The sequence below is a fragment of the Hominimerdicola alba 8 genome, assembly GCF_000178155.2.
Lineage (GTDB): Bacteria > Bacillota > Clostridia > Oscillospirales > Ruminococcaceae > Hominimerdicola > Hominimerdicola alba_C.
Map to the genome: position 1 here is coordinate 1 of NZ_ADKM02000008.1, position 19,786 is coordinate 19,786.

The 19,786-nt window shown below is 43.3% G+C and carries 15 protein-coding genes; 4 read left to right on the forward strand and 11 right to left on the reverse strand.

Annotation, left to right across the window (positions count from 1 at the left end; all coding sequences use genetic code 11):
• The first annotated feature begins 530 nt into the window (after nucleotides 1–530).
• Complete coding sequence (sleB, locus tag CUS_RS00110) at nucleotides 531–1,208, forward strand: spore cortex-lytic enzyme (protein WP_002846845.1); 678 nt, start codon at nucleotides 531–533, stop codon at nucleotides 1,206–1,208.
• Nucleotides 1,209–1,272: 64 nt separating this feature from the next.
• On the opposite strand, the gene CUS_RS00115 is transcribed toward sleB, so the two are convergent.
• From CUS_RS00115 to CUS_RS00125, 3 genes are all read right to left on the reverse strand, one after another.
• Nucleotides 1,273–1,500: a hypothetical protein gene (locus tag CUS_RS00115; protein ID WP_037275785.1), complete on the reverse strand. Its 228-nt coding sequence runs from the start codon at nucleotides 1,498–1,500 to the stop codon at nucleotides 1,273–1,275.
• 91 nt (nucleotides 1,501–1,591) lie between these two features.
• Nucleotides 1,592–3,370 (reverse strand): hypothetical protein, encoded by a 1,779-nt coding sequence (locus CUS_RS00120; RefSeq protein WP_002846859.1) that lies wholly within the window; start codon nucleotides 3,368–3,370, stop codon nucleotides 1,592–1,594.
• A complete protein-coding gene (locus CUS_RS00125; RefSeq protein ID WP_002846835.1) occupies nucleotides 3,333–3,878 on the reverse strand; it encodes an RNA polymerase sigma factor in 546 nt (181 codons plus the stop codon). Before CUS_RS00125 ends, CUS_RS00120 begins: the two co-directional genes overlap by 38 nt.
• A gap of 714 nt (nucleotides 3,879–4,592) precedes the next feature.
• Here CUS_RS00125 and CUS_RS00135 point away from each other — a divergent pair.
• Nucleotides 4,593–5,981: an MATE family efflux transporter gene (locus CUS_RS00135; protein ID WP_002846873.1), complete on the forward strand. Its 1,389-nt coding sequence runs from the start codon at nucleotides 4,593–4,595 to the stop codon at nucleotides 5,979–5,981.
• 88 nt (nucleotides 5,982–6,069) lie between these two features.
• On the opposite strand, the gene CUS_RS20255 is transcribed toward CUS_RS00135, so the two are convergent.
• Nucleotides 6,070–8,010 carry a ubiquitin-like protein gene (locus CUS_RS20255; protein WP_002846857.1) on the reverse strand — a complete coding sequence of 647 codons (1,941 nt, stop codon included), beginning with the start codon at nucleotides 8,008–8,010 and terminating at the stop codon, nucleotides 6,070–6,072.
• 238 nt (nucleotides 8,011–8,248) lie between these two features.
• Nucleotides 8,249–8,944, reverse strand: a complete 696-nt coding sequence (sigK, locus tag CUS_RS00145) for an RNA polymerase sporulation sigma factor SigK (protein ID WP_002846838.1) — start codon at nucleotides 8,942–8,944, stop codon at nucleotides 8,249–8,251.
• Nucleotides 8,945–8,986: 42 nt separating this feature from the next.
• On the opposite strand from sigK, the gene CUS_RS00150 reads away from it, so the two are divergent.
• Nucleotides 8,987–9,178: a hypothetical protein gene (locus tag CUS_RS00150; RefSeq protein WP_037275791.1), complete on the forward strand. Its 192-nt coding sequence runs from the start codon at nucleotides 8,987–8,989 to the stop codon at nucleotides 9,176–9,178.
• Between the two features lie 111 nt (nucleotides 9,179–9,289).
• Nucleotides 9,290–10,210 (forward strand): LysR family transcriptional regulator, encoded by a 921-nt coding sequence (locus CUS_RS00155; RefSeq protein ID WP_037275793.1) that lies wholly within the window; start codon nucleotides 9,290–9,292, stop codon nucleotides 10,208–10,210.
• A 55-nt stretch (nucleotides 10,211–10,265) separates the two neighbouring features.
• Here CUS_RS00155 and CUS_RS00160 read toward each other — a convergent pair whose 3' ends face one another.
• The 6 genes from CUS_RS00160 to CUS_RS00185 all read right to left on the reverse strand — a co-directional run bounded on the left by CUS_RS00160 (nucleotide 10,266) and on the right by CUS_RS00185 (nucleotide 19,323).
• Complete coding sequence (locus CUS_RS00160) at nucleotides 10,266–11,603, reverse strand: nitrogenase component 1 (protein ID WP_002846877.1); 1,338 nt, start codon at nucleotides 11,601–11,603, stop codon at nucleotides 10,266–10,268.
• Nucleotides 11,603–13,171 carry a nitrogenase component 1 gene (locus tag CUS_RS00165; RefSeq protein WP_002846864.1) on the reverse strand — a complete coding sequence of 523 codons (1,569 nt, stop codon included), beginning with the start codon at nucleotides 13,169–13,171 and terminating at the stop codon, nucleotides 11,603–11,605. The genes CUS_RS00160 and CUS_RS00165 overlap by 1 nt, the downstream gene beginning before the upstream one ends.
• 24 nt (nucleotides 13,172–13,195) lie before the next feature.
• Nucleotides 13,196–13,909: an ABC transporter permease gene (locus CUS_RS00170; RefSeq protein ID WP_227945222.1), complete on the reverse strand. Its 714-nt coding sequence runs from the start codon at nucleotides 13,907–13,909 to the stop codon at nucleotides 13,196–13,198.
• A gap of 203 nt (nucleotides 13,910–14,112) precedes the next feature.
• Nucleotides 14,113–15,177 carry an ABC transporter substrate-binding protein gene (locus tag CUS_RS00175; RefSeq protein WP_002846776.1) on the reverse strand — a complete coding sequence of 355 codons (1,065 nt, stop codon included), beginning with the start codon at nucleotides 15,175–15,177 and terminating at the stop codon, nucleotides 14,113–14,115.
• A 595-nt stretch (nucleotides 15,178–15,772) separates the two neighbouring features.
• Nucleotides 15,773–16,075: a hypothetical protein gene (locus CUS_RS00180; RefSeq protein ID WP_037275797.1), complete on the reverse strand. Its 303-nt coding sequence runs from the start codon at nucleotides 16,073–16,075 to the stop codon at nucleotides 15,773–15,775.
• A gap of 248 nt (nucleotides 16,076–16,323) precedes the next feature.
• Nucleotides 16,324–19,323, reverse strand: a complete 3,000-nt coding sequence (locus CUS_RS00185) for a glycoside hydrolase family 9 protein (protein WP_002846823.1) — start codon at nucleotides 19,321–19,323, stop codon at nucleotides 16,324–16,326.
• Between the last annotated feature and the right edge of the window lie 463 nt (nucleotides 19,324–19,786).

Consider the following 19,786-nt stretch of genomic DNA (forward strand, 5'->3'; position numbering starts at 1 on the left):
GTTCTTGGCGGACAACTTCTTTATTATACCACATCTTTTCTCGTTTGTCAAGTCTTTTTTCAAAACTTTTTTGAGATTTTTTTCAGAAGCTCTTTCTTAGCTTTCGTGCGGCATTTTCTATCATACCACATTTTCTTCATTTTGTCAAGTACTTTTCAGAACTTTTTTGAAGAATTTTTTCTTACTAAGTTTTCGCTTTCGTGCGGTACTTTTTAGTATATCACATTTTGTCGCTTTTGTCAAGCCCTTTTGTGATATTTTTTACTGTCCGCTTTTTTGCCCTTTCCGCAAAATTCTGTACTCTCGCCTGAGGTCTTCTTTCCGCTTTCTTCGGGCTTCTTTGAGGTGTTCCCCTCGCTGACAGCTTAATTATTATAGCACGTTATATCCCTTTTGTCAAGTAAAAGAATTTAAACAATCCAATTAAAATTATATGCAAATTAACCACATTATATACTTTTTAATTAACCATGAATAATCTTCACATTTGAGGTTAATACTAACACCATATAAATCATCGGAGGTCAAATATGAGATCGGACGCAAAATATATCTGGAAATTTACCGCACTTATCCTTACTATCCTGCTGTTTGCCTTTATTATCAGCAGAATAGTCCCCCGCGAACAGCAGACCGTTTCTTCTATAGGTTCTTACGGTACCGAAGTGCGCGCCATACAGGAGAAATTAAAAGAACGCGGTCTGTTCAACTCAAATGTAACAGGTTACTATGGTGAGATCACCCGAAATGCTGTGCTCGCTTTTCAGAAACAACAGGGCATTTCTCAGACGGGAACTGCGGGACCTGTCACGCTCAAGGCTTTGGGGATATCTATCGGTTCAGTGCCAGCCGCTACTGAAGCTAATGTAAATCTGCTGGCGCGTATCATATCAGCTGAAGCAAGGGGCGAACCTTATGCGGGTCAGGTCGCTGTCGGCGCAGTCATACTCAACCGCATAGAACACCCATCTTTTCCTGATACCCTTGCGGGTGTCATATATCAGGACGGTGCATTTACTGCAATAGTAGACGGACAATTTGATCAGCCCGTTTCCTCTTCTGCCTACAATGCCGCCCGCGATGCACTCAACGGCTGGGATCCTACAGGCGGTTGCATATACTATTTTAATCCCAAAAAAACTTTCAACAAATTCATGTGGTCACGGCAGACAGTCACCGTCATTGGTGACCACAGGTTCTGCATGTGACAGTGCCGACCATTACGCAAAAAAGCCCTGCGTTTTCGCAAGGCTTTTTTTCATTATTATTTTCTCACAGATAACTCTCTCCGTCATTATCTTCCGTAAAGTCAGCGCAGTTATAGAACTTTGCACTTATGAGTGCGCCTAATATCACCTCAGCTGAACCCAGCAGTGCGCTCACCCATATCAATTCTGTGCTGAGCATTATGAACATTGCGATTATCGGGAGCATTATCCCTGTCAGCACCAGCACAGCTGTTAGTTTCCTTGCCTTTTTCTCATCCATTCTTTTCTCCATCTCGGTCATCTCCGTTTTCTTTCTGATTTTCCCCCGCTCCCCGCACTGTACGGGGAGTTTTCTGTATATTGGAGGTCTTTATTATCTTTCTTTATGCGCGGTCGTTTACATCGACCTTGAAGTTTACTCTGAACAGACCTGTTTCTGTCTTGCCCTGATAATCGATCTCCTTGAGTTCAAGGGTCGCCTCAGGCGTTTCATCCACACCGCTGAGGTCAATATCACAGTAACAGCCACAAGTTACTCTCATTCGTGTAGGGTCATCATTGTCTATCCAACTCATTCCGACATTTGCATCACTTGCTGATGTCGCTTTCATCAGCGGATCAAGATCTCCGTATACGACGTTCATATAATCTATCGGGTCAAATTCTATATCGCTTATATTTTTAAACTCACTTCCGTCTTTTTTGGTAATGCCCAGTTCAACGGTATATATAATAAATTCTGGGTCATATCTCAGTGAAACAAGTTCGATATTGTAGTCCTCAAAACCCTCAATTACCTGACCTTTGTCACTTACTTTCAACTCATATTCAGGTGAGTATTCGTCGTTATATTCGTCTTCGCTTGAAATTTCTCCATTGGATACCTCAACTACCAGACCATAAAAGCTGTCATCGTTGGTAACAGTGTCACCATTGAAATAACTCATGCCTTTCAGATCGCCTTTCTTAAAGAGTTCTCCCCTTGAGTTAGGAACTTCATGTATCCTCAGTTCAACATCATGGTACGCACACCAGTTCTTTACAAAATCCAGTTCGTTAGCATTTTTTCTGCTGCTCAGTGCGCTCTTGAAATAGTCATCGATATCGTGTTCATACAGACCGTTCTCATATTCAGCATACGGTATATAATTGCCTTCATTCACAGGATGCCCCGGCTGGTCTGCATTAACATACCTTTTCAGCCTGTTGTCCCATTCAAATACTGTTGAAGGTTCAACAAGTTCCAGTGAGAACTCCCCTGTTTCACTCTGAACACCGTTTTTCGCCAAAACGAAAATCTTATCTCCGTCATTGATAGCTTTAGCACTGTCGGTTACAGGGCGCATTATCCTGACTTCATCAAATGCCACGCCGAGCGTATTCTTGAACACAGGGCAGTTTCCGTTTCCGTCGCCCTTAGTATTGCAGAGGTAAACATTATAAAGCTGACCATTTATTTCTTCGGTGGTACTGCTCATAACTATAGCTTCACCGATAAAATCCGATCCATCTATCAGTCTTACAGCGTCGGCACTAGCTTCATCCAGCCATAGATTTCTGTTAATGTCAAGTTCGTCGATAGGTGCGATCTTAGTAAGTTCGACCGCTTTTTTCTCAGCCTGACTTTCGACCGACTTGCTGTCAGCAGCCTTGCTGCTCTCTGATTTGCTTTCATCGACCTTGCTACTCTCTGATTTGCTGTCTTTTTTATTTTTGTCTTCTTTCTTATTGTTATCTGCCTTGCTGTCATCTGTTCCGTTGTCATCAACACCATGATCGTCTGTTGTCTTTGTATCTGTTTCTGTGATGTTTTCAGCTGTGCTGTCTTCTGCATCTGTAGCAACTGATGCGCCTGTCGATCTCGGAGAGATATCGGGTTTGCCGCTCATGTGGTTTGCCGCTAAAAGTCCGCCGCCTACCACCAGTACTGCACACGCCGCCGCTATCAGACCGCCCTTGCTGCTTCTTATCCTTGCTGTGTTGTTCATAATCATTGTTTTGTCCTCCCGTTTATCTGTCTGTTTGTCTTTTTTATCGTGTGTCTTGTCATCTCTGCGAGAGATATCTTCCGCACTGTCTTTCTCCGCAGCTGCGATTATCTCATCGAATATTCTCTTTCTGTTCTCATTGCCGTATTTTTTTATTCCGTCTGAAAAACGCATATCTCTCACCCTCCTTTATCTCTTTTTTGAGCTTTTTCAAAGTACGGTACAATTTTGACTTGACCGTACTTTCCGCCAGCCCGAGCGTGTTTGCTGTCTTTTCGATAGTGTAGTCATGTCCGAAATGCAGCAGGAATATCTTGTAGGTCGTTTCGTCCATATCTTTCAGACAGCTGAGTATCTCTTCGTATGTAAAGCTGTCATCATTTTCAAGCATGTTCAGCGCCCTTTCATCGACTATCTCAACGCCGCCGTCGATACTGTCAGCGTCTTTCCTGCGCGAGTAGTAGTCAGCAAGACCATGCTTTGCCATTCTAAGCAGATAATGCTTAGGGTCGAGCACCCTGTCGCCCGAAAGCATTTGCTTATAAAAAGCAAGGTAGACACTTTGCAGAATGTCCTCGGCTGTTTCCCGAGAGTCGGATTTTATAATAAGGAATTTGTATATGTAGTCATAGGTGCTGTTGTATATCTGCTCAAAGCGTTCTCTGACTTCCTTTTCGTTCATGGCTTTATCGCCTCCTTTCTGAAAGGCTTTTGTCCTTTCTTACCGCAAGACCGTTCCGTTTGGTAAATAATTTCACTTTACACATATTTATTGGAGAAAATGATGGTCTTGTCTTACGGTGTTTTTTGCCTCTCTAACCTAATAGACGGCTGAAGTTTCAAAAAAGTTTCACTACAAAAAAAATTTTTTTGAGTTTTTTCTCGGAACTTGTTTTTTGCCATTCTGACCTAATAGACAGTCGATTTTCAAAAAAAGTTTCACTTCAAAAAAATTTTTTTGAGTTTTTTCTCGGAACTTGTTTTTTGCCATTCTGACCTAATAGACAGTCGATTTTCAAAAAAAGTTTCACTTTCAAAAAAATTTTTTTGAGTTTTTTCTCGGAATTTTTTTGCCATTCTGACCTAATAGACAGTCGATTTTCAAAAAAAGTTTCACTTCAAAAAATTTTTTGAGTTTTTTCTCGGAACTTGTTTCTTGCCATTCTGACCTAATAGACAGTCGATTTTCAAGAAAAGTTTCAATCCGCAAAAATTTTTTTTGTAATATAATATGACAGCACTCCATCGGACAGGGCATTATTGGCGAAACTCCGCTATAAATGTCGGAAAAATTGCCGTTTGTGCAAAAGTGAGTTTGACAAATCCCGAAAAATGGAGTATAATACCATGTGTTGTTTATTTAATATAAGGAAATAAATGAAAGAGGTAAGGAAAGTTGAGTTCAATAACAGAAAAAAATCCTCTTGGGTATGAACGCATACCATCGTTGCTGAGGAAATTTGCTGTTCCCAGTATCATTGCTATGCTTGTCAGCTCCTTATATAATGTGGTTGACCAGATATTCATCGGACAAGGCGTTGGTATGCTGGGCAATGCGGCGACCAACGCGGCGTTCCCGCTGACTACTATCTGCATGGCGATAACGCTGACCATCGGCATCGGTACCGCTTCGCGGTATTCGCTGTATCTCGGTCAGGGGCAGGAAGAACGCGCCGCACAGACCGTTGGCTGCGGCATCTGCATGATGGTGCTTTTCGGCACTGTTTATGCGGTCATAACCGAGATATACTTAAAGCAGATGTTAGTGGCTTTCGGCGCAATAGATAAAGTCCTGCCCTACGCGGTCGAATACACGCGGATAACCGCCATCGGCATGCCTTTCATCGTCATCATGAACGGCATGAGCAATCTTGCCCGCGCTGACGGCAGCCCCACCTATTCGATGACCACCATGATAATAGGTGCAGTCATCAACACAATACTCGACCCCATATTCATTTTCGGCTTCAAATGGGGCGTTGCAGGTGCGGCTTTGGCGACTGTCATCGGACAGGTCATCTCTTGTGTGTACGCATTTATGTACATAAAGAGATTGAAGCGCATCACTCTCAGGCGTGAGCATCTGCGTGTCACCCCTAAAGAAATGCTTACCACCGCCGCGATGGGTATGAGCAACGGTCTGACACAGGTAGCTATCACACTGGTGCAGATAGTTATGAACCGTTCGCTGGTAAAGTACGGCGAACTGAGCGAATACGGCTCAGCGATACCTCTGGCGGCAAGCGGCATAGTAATGAAAGTTAACTCGATAGTGCTGGCGGTGATAATCGGTATCACACAGGGCATGCAGCCGATAGTCGGCTTCAACTACGGTGCGAAACAATATGACCGCGTGCGCGAGGTCTACAAGCTGGCGATAAAGTGCGAACTCGCCATTACACTTGTGGCTTTCGCAGTGTTCCAGATTTTCCCTCAGCAGGTGCTTTCGATATTCGGTTCTGACGAAGTCGACCAGACGCTTTATTTTGACTTTGCGGTGAAGTTCATGCGCACTTTCCTGATGCTTCTGCCGCTGACAGGCGTTCAGATGATCTCATCGAACTTCTTTGCCGCCATCGGCAAACCGCTGAAAGGCGCGGTGCTGTCATTGACAAGACAGGTATTGTTCCTGATACCGCTTGTGCTGATACTTTCATATGTGTTCGGGCTGACAGGCATAATGGCTGCCGCCCCCATCTCAGACCTCACTGCTTTCGCGCTTGTAATGGTGTTCATCGTAAGAGAGATGAACAACATGAAAAAACAGTCGGAAATATCTACATAAACAAAGACCGCAGCGACAGTTTTGATACCGTCGCTGCGGTCTTATTTACAGATCAGAAAACTGTTATATCTTGTTCTTCGTAACCGATCTATGGCTGATAGGTGTAGGGGCTTTCACTGATATTTCCTTTCTTTTCACCGCCAATTATTACATCGCCGCAATAACCGTCACTTCCTACACCGATGCTGTTGGGTGCATTTGTGCCCTTAGTGGCAGTTACCTTTGTTACAGTATTTGCAATAGTGATATTACCGCATGAACCATTTGTGCTACAGCCGATGCCAGCCGCATAATTACCGCCTGTTGCGGTTACAGTACCGCCATTGATAGTGATATTGCCGCATGAACCACCCATGCAATTGCCGATGCCAGCCCCATAATAGCCGCTTGTTGCGGTTACAGTACCGCCATTGATAGTGATATCACCGCATGAACCATGGGAACCGAGTCCGATGCCCGCCGCAGACTCGCCGCTTGTTGCGGTTACAGTACCGCCATTGATAGTGATATTGCCGCATGAACGTCCATAACCGCTTCCGATGCCCGCCGCAGTCATGTAGTTTATTGCGGTTATAGTACCGCTTTCAATAATTATATTACCGCAAGATATATTATAACCGCCGCCGATGCCTGCACCGTAACGACTACCTGCAGCAAGCGAGCCGTTGCCATTAATGGTGAGTGTCTTGCCATCAGGCACATATATACCGGGATAATATTCATAGAAGCCTTTCACCGAGTTCTCACCCTCAAGTATGATAGTGGCATCACCGTTCGGTGTTATGCCAGCCCACGGGTAATTGCTATTATTCGCACCGTTTATCACTGCATTTTTCAGTGTTATAGTTGCACCGTCAGCAACGGTTATCTTGTAAGGCTTTGTTTCGCCGTCAAGCGTGCCTGTCAGAACATCACCGTCCTGCGCTTCATAGTTTGCTGTCAGTGCCGAAAGGTCAACGATATTATACGATGTTTCCACAGATGCAGTAAAAGTAACAGTATCGGTATAACTGCCTGCGGGCATGCCCCTGAACGGTGCGACATCAACGCCTATCTTCTGAGTAGCGGGCGTTTCGCTGAGTTCTTCAAATTCCCACGAAGTATTTTCTTCACCCTCTGCGCTGTTCTTCAAAGTGTAGTCTATCTTCTGTGTGTTGTCCGACTGATTTACCAGTGCAAACTCACCGTCCGACTCAGCATTCACCACCAGCTTCCTGCCGTCAGCCAGCTGACCTGTCACCGAGATATCGCCTATCTCGTTCCAGCCCTCGTTCTGAATGTCAAAACTTGCGGGTATGGTGAGAGTGTAATCAGAAACATTGTCAACAGCGACAGCCTCTATCATAAATCTGCTGTTGAACGAATCAAAGCTGATGGTGATGTCAGAAGTCTTATCAAGGTCAAAGGAGATATTTGAATCATTTCCCGCCGACTCGTCTATATCGAGCCATTCATTCAGCAGTACTTTCTTGGTAGCAGGATAACCGTAAGAAACGTCCCATGTGCCGTCCTGTGCAAATTTGAACTCATAACCCTCGCCCGCAGGAACAGCGGGATAACTTATAGTGTAAATACCGTCAGCGTATGTCATCTTGTTTTCAGCACTTGCGACATTCCACGATTCGCCGTTCACCCATGGATTTCCGCTTGCGCCGTTGCCCGCAATGTAAAAATCGTGCGTTGCGACATTTCTTAGTACAAGATGAAGAGTTGACTCTTTCTGAATATTGTAATCGGCAAGTGTGCGGTTATCTTCAAGCTGTTTGCCCGCAAAGATAAGTCGCTGTTGGTCGGGCGGTATCCCCTCTTTATCCTGAATTTTAGCCTTGACATTTTCAATAGAGTCCGATGGCTCAACATCTAATGTTATAGTTTTGCCTGTCAGTGTTTTTGTGAATATCTGCATTGCAGATGCCGAAAGGATAAAGCCCCCCAACACACCGCCGCCGCTCATATTCGCAGGCACAACTCCCGTCACAAGGGTGAGTGCCAGCGCAAAAGTGATGGACTTTTTCCACGCATTTTTCATAATTTGAACCTCCTGTTCATTTTTTATTATTATAGTGCCCCGCACAGAACGCTCGTTTTACCGCATCATTTTCGGCAGAACGAATTTGCATTGTTTTTTGTTTTAATTATTGTGAATTTTTTATGCAATGTCATTGTTTGTTAGCATTATATCATATATCTACATAAATTTCAAGTGATTTTGTAGTTTTTTATTTAATTAACATATATAATTTTTGTTGCAATTGCCGATCGTTTTCTTATTCAAGCCGTTCGCGCAGTTTTTCAAGCGCACGCTTTTCTATACGCGAAACGTATGAACGCGATATGCACAGCTTTTCGGAAACTTCCCGCTGTGTCAGCGCACTGCCGCCGTACAGTCCGTAGCGCATCACCACCACTTCCCTCTCGCGGTCATCAAGACAGTCACCCAATATGCCATAGAGTTGTTCGGCACGCATAAGAAGTTCTATCCTGTCAGCCACATCTTCGCCGTCTGTCAGCAAGTCCATCAGACAAAGACTGTTGCCGTCCTTGTCAGACTGTGCAGGTTCTTCAATGGAAACATCTGATGCAGACTTTTTCAGCGCCCTGAAGTGCATGAGTATCTCGTTCTCGACACATCTGCTCCCGTATGTCGCGAACCTTGTGCCTTTTGTGTAGTCAAAAGTCTGCACCGCCTTGATAAGCCCTATCGTTCCGATTGATATAAGGTCATCCTGGTCTGATGCGGCGGCGTAATACTTTTTGATGATATGCGCCACAAGCCTCAGATTATGGCTGATAAGCCTGTCGCGTGCCGATTTGTCGCCCTGCGCCATCTTCTCAAAGCAGTCACGCTCTTCCGATGCGCCGAGCGGTCGCGGGAAAACGGTGTGCCCGTCAAAATGCAGTCCAAAAAACAACCCCGCCGCGCAGAGTTTCTGCATAAGCTGAAATATCTGTGTGAACATCATATCATCGCCTTTCCTTAATACTGATATAATATATGTGTACAAATGCTTGTACTATTCACAAAAAAGCTGTGCGACCGCTTTGGTCACACAGCTTTTTCATACGTGGTTATCCCGCTGACACACCACAAAAACGGCGGTTTAACAGAACTTAAGGTGGTTGGCGTATGGGCGCTCAATTATCCTTTTGTTTACAGCATTTTCAGCTGGTGCGCTAAAGGGATAGTCATAATTTAATATATATTCATACTAATCATATTGTATTAGTATATTTTTTGCGTTATAATATACTCATGAAAATGCAATTAAAATTAATTCTTATGATTGTTTTGCGAGGTGCTTTATTTTATGACTTTACAACAGATCAATTATCTTCTTACCATAGCTGAATCACGATCAATGAACAAGGCTGCCGAAAAATTATTCATAGCTCAACCCACACTTACCGGAGCTGTGCGGGATGTGGAAAATGAGCTTGGAATACAGATATTTCACCGTACTCATAAAGGTGTTATTCCGACAGCCGAGGGAGATGAATTTTTACAAAAGATAAAACGTGTATATCAACAGTATGAAGATGTAATGGAAGAATACGGCGAGGAAACGAATATCCGACGTCGCTTTGCTGTTTCGATGCAGCACTACTCCTTTGCAGTCAAGGCTTTCATAGAAATGGCAAAACATTACGACTCAAACAAATTTGACCTGGCACTGAGAGAAACCGCAACTGCAAATGTGATAAAAGACGTAAGTACAATGAAAAGCGAGATAGGCATAATCTATACCTGTGAAACCAATCAGCGTATGATAAACAAGTTGCTGCGAAAGAACGAACTAGAATTTCATTCACTTATCGTATGTTCCGCAAGTGTTTATCTTGCAAGATCACATCCGCTTGCAAAGGAAAAAGAGCTTGGTTTTGAACAGCTTGACCCGTATCCTTGTCTGTCATTTGAACAGGGTAACGAGGACGAGATATATTTTGCCGAGGAGATACTTATCGAACACGCATATCAGAAAACAATCAAGGCTACAGACCGTGCGACAATGATGAATCTGATGGAAGGACTGAACGGATATACATTGTGTTCGAGCATATACTCCGAAAAACTCTGTGGAGATCAGTTCATTGTGATACCTTTCAAGGATGATGATAATATCCAGAGCAGTATGAATATAGGATATATCACCAAGAAAAACAACGATCTTAGCAGTATGGGAAAAAGATTTCTTGATGAAGTAAGAAAAGAGCTTGAATTACGAGAATAATAGTAAAGCCTGAAAGCGTTTTTATCTGCTTTCAGGCTTTATTGTTATCTGCGATTTAACCGCTGACCGCTGCGGAATAAACTTTTTCAATGAATTGAAGTGCTCCAGTATATCCGATATATGTACGATTCAGAACTACTTCCTCTGTAGCTATTGTACCAACTTCCACCAGCACGGCATTCTTTTCCTTTGCAACATCCTGTTCCCATGAAGAACCGAGGATAAGCGGTGTACTGTTTCCGAAATCAAATTCAGATAATTTCTTCTCTATGAGATAACCGTCTTCAATAAACTCAACGTTTCCGTATACACCTTCGGAAAGCTCGTTATAAAGAGCAGCAACATCTTCTCGGTATTTGACCGGAGTATTATCTGAAATTATCTGTCCTACAGGTATCAGTCCCAACTGGTCTGCAAGGAATTTAGAAAGTGCAATATTATATGCCGCATCTCCGACAATAGCAAACTTTGAAGGAAATCCGAACCAGTATTCTGCGAAAAAGTCTGCAAAATGGTCCAAGAAGTAATAGTATCTTTTTGCTTCCTTTTCTATGAATTTCTCAGCCTTTGTATTATCTATATCTGCAAATTCCACAACCTGACGCAGAAAAGCAGTTGTTGCCTCCTCACCAACAGGGATAACAGGTATATGCAGATAAGGCTGATCGTATTTTTTTTCAAGATGTTTAGCTACCTTCAGATCAAGCCACGGAGAAAGCACAAGATTAAAGGCTGCTTTCGGGATACTCTTCCACTCTGAAACACCTGCGCTTTCACTGCCGAAGAACACATTAACTTCAAAGCCTGCGGCTTCGAGTATACGTTTTATCTCAATGATATCTCCACGCCAGAATGTATTGAAGTAAGGTGCTCCCATCCAGAGATTGATGAGCTTCTTGCGGCGGCGTATACCCTTTGCTTCTCCCACAAACTGGTCTATTATCGCAATAATGACTTCCTCGTGTGCCCACAGGTTATTTCCCTTAAATCCGGGAACCTCTGCATGAACTATGGGATACCCTTGTTCGCGGTATGGTTTTATCACTGATGCGACATCATCTCCCACAAGCTGTGGAGAACAGCCTGACAGAACTACGAACAGATCGCCCTTCATGATCTTCAGAGCTGACTTTATAACTCCGTCCAGTTTCTTTGCACCGCCGAAAACAATCTCACTTTCTCCCGAATTTGTACCCGGGATATCGCCTCCGCCTGCACCTGCCGAACCCTGAAAGCCGTTGCAGAATGACATTGTAAAATACTGCTGATCCACGCATCCGGGACCGCAGTTGATCACCGGAACTGCCCCCGGGATAGCCGATACTGTATATGCCGCACCAATGGCACACGCATAGTGGGGATGAGTGATCGTTGTATGTTTTTTCTTAGCCATTAGTCCTGCACCTCCTTAGTAGTTTCATCGAGCACCTCGGGGTGCTTTGCAAGAATAAACGGATCCTTCTGACTTAGCCACCAGTCACTGTATGGCAGCCCAACGTGTCTCTTTAGTACCTGATTCATCTTTTTACGTGCAAGAACGTCAAGTACTGCCTCACCTACACGTATCATACCGTCATATCCTACGGGGAAATGTTCATCACCTATGGCAAAAGAGGGTATTCCCATTCTTGCGGCGTTTGGAGCAAGTCCGTTGTGACGAATGATAATGAAATCTGCTTTCACACGGCTGAGAAGTGCAGGGAGCTGGAAGGGCTGACATTTGCTGACTGTAAAGTGAGGTATATCACCATAGTTATCTACAAGGGTCTTCAGTGTGTTCTGCTCTTCATAACCTCCGTCGTATACAGGATCATGATGGAATACGACAGAACCATCAACTGTTACACCAAGATCACGAAGTACAGATATAAGACCATGTGCATAAGAAGAACCTGTCAGCACAAAACCGTTGACACCTTTAAGCTTTTCTTTCAGTTCCTCTATTTTGGGTCGTACACGTTCATGCTCGGCAGCGATATACTCTTCTGCTTCTTTTTCTTTTCCTACCTGCTTTGCGATAGCACGAAGCCATGCATCTGTACCTGCAAAACCGTATGGCTGAGGAGCTCTTATCTGTGGTACACCATAAGCCTCTTCAAGAGCGGTTGCAAAATAAGAACCGAGAGTATGACAGAATGTTGAAGTACAAGCCGCTTCAGATGTCTGTGCAAGCTCGTCAAAACTTGCTATATCCATGATATAGTTTACTCTCAGCCCAAGTGGTTTGAGCATATCGGTAAAATAATCCGTACCCCAAAGTGCGACGATATTAATAAGATCTGGCTGCTTTTTCGGATTCTTATTTACAATATGTCTCAGGACAGCGTGCTGTGAGATATCAAATCCTGTTGACCAGTGCTTTGAACGGAATCCTTCGCACTGCATAGGTGCAACAGGTATCCCAAGTTCGTCTTCCATCTCAGCTGCGATACTGCTGAGGTCTTCTCCAATTATCGCAGTTGAACAGCTCATAGAGAAGAATATAGCCTTTGGGTCATAGCGTTCAAACGCTTCTCTTGCAGCTCTTTTGAGCTTTTCAGATGCACCGAATACCATGTCATTTTCAAGGAGATTGGTAGTCATGATGTTTATATTTCGAGGTTCTATGCCGCGGCGTTCCAGACCATTGCGAAATGCCAGATTAAATTCCGGATTTCTGGCTGTACAGCCCACAGGTGAATGCTGAATAAGTACGCAGTCACGAATATTACCTGCCTGACAGGCTGCTATGGAGTTTGCACACATACTCTGTTGGTTAAAGGGCATATTAAGTTCACATAAACGACATCCTTCGCCGCTTTTTCCTGCACCGGGACATTCTCCCTTATGTCTGAGCGCACGTTCCTCATAACGAGACAGTTCAACAAGTTCAGATGCTTTTCCGTCCCATGATATTATCGAACCAAGACGCATTTCACGATTCTGAACTGTTTCAAGATCAAGTTGTATATTTTTAGCCATAGTTTTTCCTCCCTTTGAATATCACTAATTTTTCCAGCGCAGAAAACGCGCTTCAATTGCTTTTACCAGATTAGTGACTAAAGTTACGATCGTTCCGAGAAAAACGATACCGACCATTATTCTTGTAAAATTGCCGAAATTGGTGTAGTACTGGATATAGAATCCGATACCACTGTTTCCGCCTATCATTTCTGCCGAAGTGAGAAGGATAAAAGACAGGAGCAATCCCATATTACAGCCGTCAAATATCTGCGGCAAAGAAGCAGGCAGCAGAACACTGTAAAGCATATACGGCTTTGACGGGCAGAATATCTTTGCACTTTCAATAGTAGTTTTGTTTATGTTCTGTACTCCACTCATCGTTCCTGATAATATTGGAAAGAAAGCTGTAATAAAAATAACAAATATAGAGCAGCTTTTGAATGTGGGCAGAAGAGCCAGTGTATAGGGAATAAACACGATAGGTGGGATGGAGCCGAGAAAATTAGCGATCTGCTCACCTACTTTACCTACCTGTGCGTTCCAGCCGAGGAATAAGCCTATCGGTATCGCAGTTATAAGTGCAAGTATGTATCCTGTTGTTATCGTTATCATACTTACAGCCAGATCATTCATTAACCGAGGAAGATCGCTGACAAACTGTTTGGTCACGACATCGGGAGCCTTGAATATGTCCTGCGGAATAAGCACAAATTTCGCAGTAAGAAGTGTCCATATCCCGATAAATGAAAATATCACACCAAAAACACCGTTTGTTGTTTTAATTCTGTCCTGCTTTCTCCTTAATAAGATAAGTATGATATAAGCGATCTCCAGTATCAAAAGCAATCCCGCAGAATATTTAGGATCTCCAATTTTTTTGGTATGTGAAGGCATAAATTGTATAAATAATGCGGCAAGAAATAAAATATGTGTCACTGAGAGCAGTCGTTTGACCCTTTTCATTTGTCTCTCTCCTTATGATAATCAAGAAGATATTTATACACCTCATCGTCGGGATCTTCTGCAGCAACAGCGTTTAGTGCCTTGTCATAAAGCTCGGCGGAAAGTCCATGTGATATATCAAACTCATTTACAAAGCCGGTATCTACAAGCGCATCATAAAAATTCGTCATACCTGTGATATCAGGATCGGGATTTGCTATCTGGCTGTCATAATCATATGTGTCTTTTCTGAGTGATCCTTCATCCACATCTACATATTTCTGAACATCCTTGATAGTCTTGTCGGGTTCTGTTTTATAAAAATGATATGCACGGATAAGCGCACGAAGAAAGGCTTCATAAGTATCCGGATCTTTCTCAAGTGAAGATGTAAGTGTAGCTTGTCGGCAGCAGACATGATCTTCAAAACCCGATACTGTACCGCTGTTTGAAAGAATGACATAGCCCTCGTCCTCTGCAAGTATTCGATAGGGCGCATAAAGTATAGCCGCATCAATATCATCGTTTTTCAGCGAATTGTAAGCATCTGCTCCGTCAGCAAATATACTGAAATCTATTGAATTTTCAAGCCCCAGTTTTTTTGCAGCCGAACGATAAACGATATATCCAGAGTCAACACCCTCAACACCTATATTTTTCCCTTTAAGAAGATCAAGAGACCAATCCTCCTCAGGTATCCCCTCAACTAACTCAGGCTTGACGATAAGTCCGTGACCGGCTATCATAGCACCGCCGAACACAGTTATTTCATGTCCGTCACCGAGATATGTTACAAGCTCACTTGAACCAAATGCACCAACGTCTATCTTCCCCGATTCAAGAGCTGCAAGTTCACTGTTGTTCTCACCAAACATAACAAGCTCTGTGTTCAGCCCTTCATCTTTGAATAAGCCCTCCTCCTGTGCAACAAAATAGAGGAGGTGCCCAGGGGACGGCAGATAGCCTATCTTCAAAGAATCAGTATTTCCTTGTGAACTAACTGCCGATTCATTTTTTCCCGCACAGCCTGTTAATGAAAAAACTAACAGCAGCGATGCCAGTAATGCTTTTGATCTTTTCATTTTTCAATTCAGTCCTTTCATTGTTTTCAGATCAGTTTACCATGTTTTTCTATTTTATCATATAAATCTTTATCTGTCCAATTGTTCTTTTTGAGTATTGATTCTAGGAAAATCCGATATCCGAATAGTTTTGCTCGTGTAAAGAACTGAAAAAACATGATATTGTTGATCTTAATCAGACCTGTAAAATGACAAAAAATGCAAGTTTGCCGATTTGCGGAGCGGAACTTTTCCTTGATAATTTATCTCCTTCTGAATATGGATTCAATGCTTCATAACAAAAGCGACCAATCTTTTGAACCGTGCCAGTAAAAACGTACAATGACAAAAGAACCTCCTATGGTTCAGCGTTATGCGTGGTCTTTTCTTTTATACAGAAAAATAACGGCGTATTAGAGAAATGTATTCGTGGGTGGTTGATTTTGAAGTATGACGGAAAAATGTAATGAAGGTAGGATGAAACGATAGGATTTTTTATTGTCTAATTTTTAGACATCTTCCAAGAGAACGGATGACAAAATCGGATGACAAGAAAACAAAAACCGCCGTTCAGGTTCGTCCTGAACGGCGGTTTTTGTGGTTCACAAGTCTTTTTTCATTCGTTGAAGTAAAACACCTTTCCGTCAATGAGTGTAAATTTGTCCGCAACCTCAAAATCGAATCCACCCGTGCAGACAAAGCCCACGCCCGACACGGTGATGCCCTTGATGCTGTCAAGCTGTTCCTTTTCCTGACGGCATTCTTCATGGGTCATGGGGCGTTCGAAGTATTTGCATTCGTAGAAATCATACAGTTCCCCACGCCGTATCACGCAGTCAAACTCGCCGTTGGTCTTCGTGACAGGGTCATCATACCAATAGCTGCCGAAATCGTCAATGTCGGGATATAAGCCGAGCATAGCGGTTCTATGGTAATATTATAATTGATAAGTATAAAGATAGATATATATATTGCCATCTGGAAGGAGAATACAATTCAACCAAGTTGATCATAATGTTTAAAGGGAAAAAAATAGGAGACAGGTACAGCTGGAACGTATTGAATGAAGATACATTTTCTTTATTTGTTAAACAATAAAAAACGGATAGTCGTCTGCTTAGGACGATTATCCGTTTTGTTTTTAATAAATCATATCAATTTAGTCTATCACTTTATAGTAACAGTACAAGCACGTTTGATAGCATTTTCAGTATCCCATCTGCCGTTCACTCTTGCGGCAATCGCTACCTTATAGGTTACGCCGGGAGTCAGATTTTTGGGTGAAGTGTAGGTATTGCCTGTGATATCCTGCTTCTGAACTCTCCACTTGCCTGCCAGATAAACTGCTATGCCGTATCTGTCAGCGTTTTCCACCTTGTTCCAGGTAAATCTTACCTGATGATACTCCTCACTGTAATCGACCTTAATGTTGGTAGGATAAGGGACAGGATTCGAACCGCCGAAACGATCGTTCATGAATGATGACATCCAGACCAGAGGAGCATTCCAGCTGCCGGAAACATCATTTACAGACCATGCCTCTGCACTGTCAACATAGTACTTCTGATCAGCTAAAGTGCCTTTTTTATAGCCGAGACCACGAAGGTAGTTATCACGATACATACCTGAGCAGGGACCGCCTGCAAGAACACCTGAGGGTGCCGCCGGGAAGGACGGATCGATACTGTTTGCCCAGTATCTGTGGTGTGGCGAACTCATTGCCTTATCGCCGTAGCCTGATACATAAGAGAAGCCCAGACCGTTGCGTCCGAAGAGGTAATCAAGTGCTTCGGCAGCACCGTTCCGATAAATAAATTTGCTGTCATCAGTATCATAAGCATAGGCAAGGACCATAGCGTTGTTGATAACAAAGGAGTTGGAGCCGTATTCATAACCTTTGTACACTTCTCTATCACTGCCGATATAGTCCCCGATAGTCACACTCTTGTAAGGTATGCCCATGCCTTGATTCCTCATCTGAGCAATATATCGGTCAGCAATATTTTGGATAGACTTGGTAATGATCTTCCTGTCAGCAGAAGATGTATTGTCGCTTAGGTAGAGCGAAAGGGTGCCCAGACCCGCAGTATTGCCCCAATTGAAGGAACCGAACGAACCGTTGTTCTCGCCGCCGCTCAGGCAGGAAGTCAGGCTGAATGCTTTATCCTGACCTGACGGATCATTATAATTATTATAGTCCTTTAAGAAATCATAGTAAGCCGAGTCACCTGTTGTTGCATAAAGCTCACAAGCTGCCCAGTAAGCATCGTCAACTACATAGGTGTCACCGAAAATGTTGTTTCCGCCGAATTCAGAAGGAGCAAAGTAAGGATCATCATAGTAATAGCCACTTGTAACGTTCCAATCAGACTGCTTAGCCATGATAGCCTTCCAGCTGTTCTGTGCATTTTGCAGACACTCTTTTGCGAAATCATCATCTATGCCCTTCCACAGACGTGAAGCCTGTGCAGCACAAGCGATCATGTTGAATGTGGCTGCATACGTAGGGGGTCTGACGATACGGACAGGTTCAAAGCCCTGCTGTGTGTCATCCTTCCAGGGTGTGAGCAGAGGACCTACCCACTTATGATCCTGCACTGAATGATATACAAAGCCGTCCTCATTTATCATTTTGAACATCCACTCCAGCTCTACCCTTGCTTCATCAAGTATATCGGGAGCATTATCCTTATTTTCGGGGACAGCTATCGTGCCGTCAGTCCACTTGTATGTATTGCCGCTCCTCCTGGAGAACTCATAAGCGTTCTGAAGTGTCCATACGGAGAAACCGCCTTCGACAACGTACTTTCCATGGTCGTTTGCGGCGTACCATCCGCCTGTAACGTCGATCTTATTATCCTTCTCGCCATTAGAGAAGTCTTTTTCGTAAGTCTTAACCCACTTGCTCTGAACGTAAGCAGTATCAGGATTATGACCATACTTATCGTGAGCCAGCTTGCTCTTATCACCTGATGTGATGTACTCAGACTCTATCGGTACTCCTGAGCGGTTCTGATAGAAGTAGTTCATGGAATCCCTCAGCAGCTGATCATCATAGATCTGTCTGTCTATCCTGAAAGGACTGCTCTCGTTCATCGTATAAGTTTTCAGAGTTACGGGATTTGTCCACAAAAGCTTATCACCGCTGAGCTTTGTATCGTTTGCACCCTTGGAATTCATCACCTGAGTGCCGCTTACGCCGACTGTATCCTTAACGAATATCGTGTACTCGCCCACAGTTCTGAAATCAGAGAAATCAATGATATGTACATAAGAACCGCTGTCCTTGAGTCTGGTAACTGTATTAAAACCGATCTGAAAAGAATTAGTCTTGCCTGTACCTGAATCAGGGTCATCACCGAATACCTTTGTTGTGCCCTTGTACTTAACGTTGCCGTCCTTATCTCTGATCTCAAACTGCAGAGGTGAAGAAGCATCGGTAACATAAGAAGCCTTCTTTTCCAGCTGAGGATAGTAACCGATCTGATTCAGACGAACGTTACTTTCGGGTCTTACAACGCCACACTCGTTAGGATTGAATTCGATTATACAGCCCCCGGGAGTAGTGTCGATCAGAGACAGATCATCGAATTTGAGGATCGTACCGTCGGGGAAACAATCTACCGGCTGATACATACCCTGTCCGCCGTACTCGAATACCCATTCAGCAACCTCAATATCTTCTTTAGCTGTAAACTCAGCATCGAAGGTGTTGTCGCCTTTAGCGATCTTTACGCATTCCCACGTCTGATTGTAATTATCATTGCCGCAGTTGTTGTGCCAAACTTCAACATTTCCGCCGTAGTTAGCGATCTTGGTGTACAGCTCACCCTCTTCGGAAGAATTGACCTTCCAGTGTACCTTGTAAGTATGACCTTTTTGTATCACTAAATTTCTGCAACGTAACTGAAGATCCCATCTTGACTCGGGACCATCGTTATTCAGTATCGTTATATTGTAAGTGCCGTCTGAAATATCGAAGTCCTGCCGTGCCGGTGCATTCTCTAATGTGTGCCAGGGAAGACCCATGCCTGCTTCAAAGTCAGACCGGATAAGTATCTGTTCGTCTTCTGCAAACACACTCATAGGTGCAGATGCGGCTGCTGCCGATAAACTGGCGGTAATCGCCACAAGCCCTGCGGCGATCCGTTTCATTGTCTTGTGCATAATCTCTTGAACCTCCTTATGAAAATAAAAGAACTTAAATCTGATACGGCTGTAACTTACAGTAAACGAAATATATACCTGAAACAGTCATAGCCATATTATAATTGGGATGGACATTTCACATCACAAGCATTACGCTGTTATGTCCGATATATATTATATCACATTACTTTTCAAATTGCAATGATTTCAATAATAATATTTCAATATTTTTTAATTCCAAACCTTTGCCGCATCAGATTTCCGCAGTATATAAAAACAATTCGCAGATGTATATGGTATGAAACTTAAAGCTGAAATATCTGTGTGAACATCATATCATCGCCTTTCCTTAATGCTGATATAATATATGTGTACAAATGCTTGTACTATTCACAAAAAAAGCTGTGCGACCGCTTTGGTCACACAGCTTTTTCATACGTGGTCATCCCGCTGACACGCCGTAAAAACAGAGGTTTTACAG